Raw genomic sequence first — 5,569 nt, 5'->3', positions numbered from 1 at the left:
GCGCAATCGCAATTCCCAACCGTTGTTTCATCCCGAGTGAAAAATCGCGGAATTTCTTCTTACCCGTATTATTCAGGCCGACATAGTTCAAGGTTTCTTTGATGACCTGGTCGGGATTGGGGATATGGCGTGCCTTGCAATAGTAGATTAGGTTTTGATAAGCGGTCATATGCTTGTGAGCCACAGGACTTTCAATGACAGATCCGACCCGTTTCAGGGCTTGTGTCCACTGAGAGCGATTCGTGGAAGCGAAGAGGGAGACGCTTCCATCAGTTTCTTGAATCAGCTGGGTGATGACCTTGATGAGGGTGGTTTTCCCTGCCCCGTTTTTACCGATGAGGCCGTAGACGTCGCCTTTGCGAATGGTGAGATTCACATCATTTAAGGCGTATTGTTGACCGAACTTTTTACTCAAATGGGAAATTTCTAATACTTTTTCCATGGTTTTCTCCTTCGTCCAAATGACTAGTTGTTTTCTTTACACTCTTAGTATACAGCTTGCTTTTCAAATAACTATCAAGCAATTCTAAAATATTTCTAAAAAAATGACTAACCTTTTAAAAGTTAGCCGTGACTTTAAGAATAAGTTTTCTTAGAGGCTTTCCTTAGGTGAGTACGGACGTCAGCGAACTTCGAAGAAGTTCCATGACTTAGTTTTGGACCTAAGGTTCCAAAACTCCCGAGTGCCTGAAACAATTGTGTTTCAGGCACTTTTCTCACGGCGGAAAGCCTCTAGATATTCATGCATAACTTAAAAATATAAACATTTCTTGATTTTTTAAGTTATGTAACATGAAAAAATACGTTATCTACATTAAGAGGAACTGTTTTTTAAGCTAGCCTCTTCATTTTAAAATTCAGCAACAAACTCCTTGATGGCTTGCGCGAGTTCATAGGGTTTCTCGGTATTGAGTAGATGGCCTCCGTTTGCGATTTCTTGATAGCGGCCTTTTGGCAGGAGCTTGGCCAATTTTTTAGAAGAAGATTGATTGACCCAATCTTTGCTACCACAAACAACCAAGCTAGGAAGAGGGCAAGCTTTAACGGTATCGGTTAAATTGAGACTTTTTAATTCGGTCAAGATTTGAAGCATCTGTTGTTTATTGGTCCCCTGCTTTTCAAAGACACGCTTGGGAAGCAGACGAAAAAGGAGAATTTGGAGCCTATAGAGGAGATTGGTGTTGAGTTTGTATTGCGTCCCTGAAAGCACCAAGCACTTGAGTTGTTGCAAGTCTCGGCTGGAGAGATCAAGAGCGAGAACGCCTCCCAGTGAGAGTCCTACCAGAATAAAGGGCTCGCTTTCTTGCTGGAGGTGCTCCGTCAATCTTTCTTTGGCCTCTTGGTAGCTTTCGCTTGGATGGGAGAAAATAGCGAAAGATTCAGATTGCAAGGGGGAAAGTGCATCTTGGACCCCTTGCCAAGAGTGAGCATCCTGACCTAGGCCATGTAAAAAAATAAGTTTCATTCTGATTCCTCTCTAGTGAAATCGAGTGGATAGAGGCCACGCAGGGCATTGCAGGCATAGACTTGGTCAGCGACTTCTAAATCCTTCAGCGTTAACAGTTTTTCTTCTACTTGTCCAGTTTCTAAGAGATGGCGGCGGTAAATCCCGTCGAGGATAGGGAGGTGAGCTGGAGGAGTATAGCGCTTGCCGTCAATCTCTAGGATGAGATTTCCGATGGTCGTCTCTAGCAAGCTGCCATCAGGAAGATAGAAGATCTGCTCGTGATCTTTAGCTGCTAGATGAGCTCGCTGGCTAGTCTTAAAATAAGTAAATGGCTTCGCTAAATCAAACTTTTGCTCGGTCAGTTGAGCCTGCAGATAGCTAGCTGGCAAGTCTGTTAGTTCTGTGATCTCTAGCTGGGCGGTTCCGTTTTTTTGCAAGGCAATGCGGCAACGATAGTCAAGGTTGGAATCCAAACGAGCAAGCTCTTCTTGAAGTTCCTTCAGGAGTTTTGGCTCATCATAAGGGTAGGCAAAGTAGCGGCTGGCCTCTCTCAAACGGGTCAGGTGTTGCTCCAGGAAGGTCAGCTCTCCTTGGTGGATGCGGCCGGTCGTCAGGAGCTCAAAGCGAGGCTCTTGTCGGTAGAGAACAGCAGACTTTTGCTTGGTCTCTTGGTATTCACTTTCCCATTTGCTGTCCCAAGTGATGCCTCCACCTACGCCATAGATGGCTTGCTTCCCCTGCATTTGGAGGGTTCGGATGGCCACATTAAAAATTCGTTTACCTTTTGGAAGAAGGATACCGATCGTTCCACAGTAGACGCCACGAGGAGCAACCTCTGTCTGTTGAATAATTTCCATAGTGGAAATCTTCGGTGCCCCTGTAATGGAACCGCAAGGAAAGAGGGCCTGGAAGGTTTGGACTAGGTCGACTTCGGGACGTAAGCGACTTTCAATGGTCGAGGTCATCTGCCAAACAGTAGAGTATTGCTCAACCTGGCAGAGATGGGTCACCTGCTCACTTCCAATTTCCGAAATCCGGTTCATGTCATTGCGGAGGAGATCCACAATCATCATGTTTTCTGCTCGATTTTTGGGATCGGCTTCTAGCCAAGCGGCTTCCTTGAGGTCGGCTTGGCTAGTGAGACCACGACGAGTCGTCCCCTTCATAGGGCGGGTGGTTAGTAGCCTGTCATCTTGTTCAAAAAAGAGCTCAGGACTGATGGAGAGGATGGCCACATCATCGTGCTGGATGAAGGCATTGTAATGGGCCTTCTGTTCTACTACCAAGCGATTGTAGATGGCCAAAGGATCAGCCTCTAGCTCTTGAGAAAGCTGGACGGTGTAGTTGACCTGATAGGTATCCCCTTGACGGATGTGGTGCTGGATGGTCTCGATAGCTTTTCGATAAGCAGGCGCCTCTACCTCTTCCTGCCAATTGGCTGGAAGATCCACTGCCTCGTAGTCCTCTGGGAAAGGAAGGGTTTCTACTTTCTCGTGGATGGTGAAATAGAGGAGATACTCTCCCATGAGTGGTGCTGGGTGGACGGCTAATTTTTTCTCAAAAGCAGGAGCGGCTTCATAGCTGACATAGCCTACGGCATAATAACCAGTCTCCTGATAGGCTTCCGCCTCTCTCAGAAGAGTCTCTACTTGGTCGAGATCTCTTGTTTTTAATTCCTTTAGCGGCTTGGTGAAAATGTGTCGCAATCCAAGCTCTTTAAAATCAATAATCGTTTGTTTGTGCATGCTTTGAGTATATCAAAAATAGAGGAAAAAAGGTAGATAAGGAGGCAAGGATTCCTTGCTTGGTCCTCTCTTTCATGCTAAAATAACCATAGAATCTGCATTTGGCGAAGGAGTAGGACAATGAAAAAGAATTCCCTCTATAACACTTCCAGTATTAGTCTTTTTCAATACCTCTTTGCGATTGCAGTGATTTTGGTGCATAGTGGTCGCTTAACTTCCTATGAGCCGGTGCATTTTGGTCTCAAGAGTATCCTTGGACGGCTAGCGGTGCCATTTTTTATCGTCTGTGCCAGCTTTTTCCTCAAGCCATCACTAAGAGATGCAAGGAAAATGAAGGCCTACCTGGTCAAAATCGTAAAAACCTATTTATTTTGGAGTTGTGTCTATCTTCCCTATGCCTGGGTCTTTTTTTCTAGTCTCCATCTCCCTGTCTATCTCTTTCCAGCAGGCGTTCTGATTGCTCTGCTCTATCTGGGAATGTGTTACCAACTCTGGTATATCCCTGCCTTTTTGCTGGGCCTGTTTTTGGTCAATCAATTGGTCAAACGCTTAGGTATGGTTTGGACGGGGGTGATCACCTTTCTTCTTTACTGCTGGGGCTTGATCGAGACCTATTCAGCTTATCTGGACACCACGAGTCTTCTCGAGGGTTACCAGCTCTACAGCAATTTATTTTTTACAGCTCGAAATGGTCTCTTTTACACGCCCATTTTTATCTTTATGGGTTACTATCTCTATGATCATTTTCATGCACAAACCTTTAGGGTTCACCGTTGGGAAAAGCTATCTCTCGCCTTTGGCTTGTTCTGTATGGAAGGCATCATCATTTTTCAACATGAAGGAATCGATAAGAACTTTTACTTGCTCCTTCCCTTTGTGACGGTCTATTTGGTCAATGCCTGCCTGCGATCGTCCTTTTTGAAAAGCTATGATTTGCAGTACTTAAAGCAGATGAGCATGGCGCTTTACTTTTCGCATCCGATTTTTATCGAATGGGCTCGCTATGGCTTTAGCAATGTCCCGCTTTCTTATCCAGACAGGGGCAAGTTGATTTTTGTGACGGCCTTGTTGGGAAGTCATCTCTTTGGATTGGCCATGCTCTCTTATCACTCTTGGCAAAAAGAAAAGAAAAACAGAAGTCTTGAAAAGGAAGTTCTCTAGAGAGACTTCTTTTTTTATTTTAAGGGAGACAGATAGGTCAGCTGAGGGTTGCAATTCTTTTCCAGTTTGGTTATGATGTAAGGGATTACAAGTAAAACCAAAAAGGAGAAGCGCATGAAGAAAAAATGGTGGCATGATGCCGTGATTTATCAAATCTATCCCAAGAGTTTTTTAGATAGCAATGGAGATGGAATCGGTGACCTCAAGGGGATCATCAGTAAGCTGGATTATTTGGAGAAGTTAGGTATTACGGCCATTTGGCTGTCTCCTGTCTACCAAAGCCCTATGGATGATAATGGCTACGATATATCTGATTACGAGGATATTGCTTCCATCTTTGGCACCATGGAAGATATGGAAACATTGATTGAGGAGGGGCAAAAGCGCGGTATTAAGATGATCATGGATTTGGTGGTCAACCATACATCTGATGAACATGCTTGGTTCATCGAGGCCAAGGAAAATCCAAACAGTCCAGAGCGAGACTACTATATTTGGAGGGACCAACCTAATGATCTTGTCTCTACCTTCAGTGGGTCAGCTTGGGAATTTGATCCAGCTTCCCAGCAGTATTATTTGCACTTCTTTAGTAAGAAGCAACCGGACCTGAATTGGGAAAATGAGACCCTTCGGCAGAAGATTTATGACATGATGAACTTTTGGATCGACAAGGGAATCGGTGGTTTTCGGATGGATGTCATCGACATGATTGGGAAAATTCCTGATCAGAAGATCGTAGCCAATGGTCCCATGCTCCACCCTTATCTGAAAGAAATGAATCGAGCGACTTTCGGGGATAAGGATTTGTTAACGGTCGGGGAGACCTGGGGAGCGACACCTGAGATTGCTAAGCAATACTCTGGTCCTGACAATGAAGAATTATCGATGGTCTTTCAATTTGAACACATTGGGCTTCTCTTCCAAGAGGGTCAGCCCAAATGGCACTATGCGAAGAAGCTTAATGTTCCTAAGTTGAAAGAAATCTTTAACAAGTGGCAGACGGAGCTGGGCATGGACGAAGGCTGGAACTCTCTCTTTTGGAACAACCATGACCTCCCTCGGATTGTTTCTGCCTGGGGAGATGACCAAGCCTATCGGGTGAAGTCCGCTAAGGCCCTAGCCATTCTTCTTCATTTGATGAGAGGAACGCCTTATATCTACCAGGGGGAAGAGATTGGCATGACCAACTATCCTTTTAAGAGCCTAGACGAAATCG

Annotated in this window: 5 protein-coding genes; 2 read left to right on the top strand and 3 right to left on the bottom strand. The window is 45.0% G+C overall.

Annotated elements, in window-relative coordinates; all coding sequences use genetic code 11:
• The 3 genes from ACLOR3_RS01110 to pabB form a co-directional block, all read right to left on the bottom strand.
• On the bottom strand, positions 1 to 442 hold a 442-nt coding region (locus ACLOR3_RS01110), incomplete at its 3' end, for an ATP-binding cassette domain-containing protein (RefSeq protein WP_412036910.1).
• A 408-nt stretch (positions 443 to 850) separates the two neighbouring features.
• Positions 851 to 1,465, bottom strand: coding sequence for an alpha/beta fold hydrolase (locus ACLOR3_RS01105; protein ID WP_411400036.1), 615 nt, complete (start codon positions 1,463 to 1,465; stop codon positions 851 to 853).
• A complete protein-coding gene (gene pabB, locus ACLOR3_RS01100) occupies positions 1,462 to 3,192 on the bottom strand; it encodes an aminodeoxychorismate synthase component I (RefSeq protein ID WP_238656543.1) in 1,731 nt (576 codons plus the stop codon). Before pabB ends, ACLOR3_RS01105 begins: the two co-directional genes overlap by 4 nt.
• A 120-nt stretch (positions 3,193 to 3,312) precedes the next feature.
• Between pabB and ACLOR3_RS01095 the strand changes: the two genes are divergently transcribed.
• Both ACLOR3_RS01095 and dexB read left to right on the top strand, forming a co-directional pair.
• Positions 3,313 to 4,353, top strand: coding sequence for an acyltransferase family protein (locus ACLOR3_RS01095; protein ID WP_195323618.1), 1,041 nt, complete (start codon positions 3,313 to 3,315; stop codon positions 4,351 to 4,353).
• Between the two features lie 114 nt (positions 4,354 to 4,467).
• The coding region (dexB, locus tag ACLOR3_RS01090) for a glucan 1,6-alpha-glucosidase DexB (protein ID WP_412036909.1) at positions 4,468 to 5,569 on the top strand (1,102 nt) is incomplete at its 3' end.

Origin of the sequence: Streptococcus intestinihominis, assembly GCF_046824975.1 — a bacterium.
Lineage (GTDB): Bacteria > Bacillota > Bacilli > Lactobacillales > Streptococcaceae > Streptococcus.
Note: the sequence above shows the minus strand (reverse complement) of the source record. Positions and strands in the feature narration are given on the sequence as shown.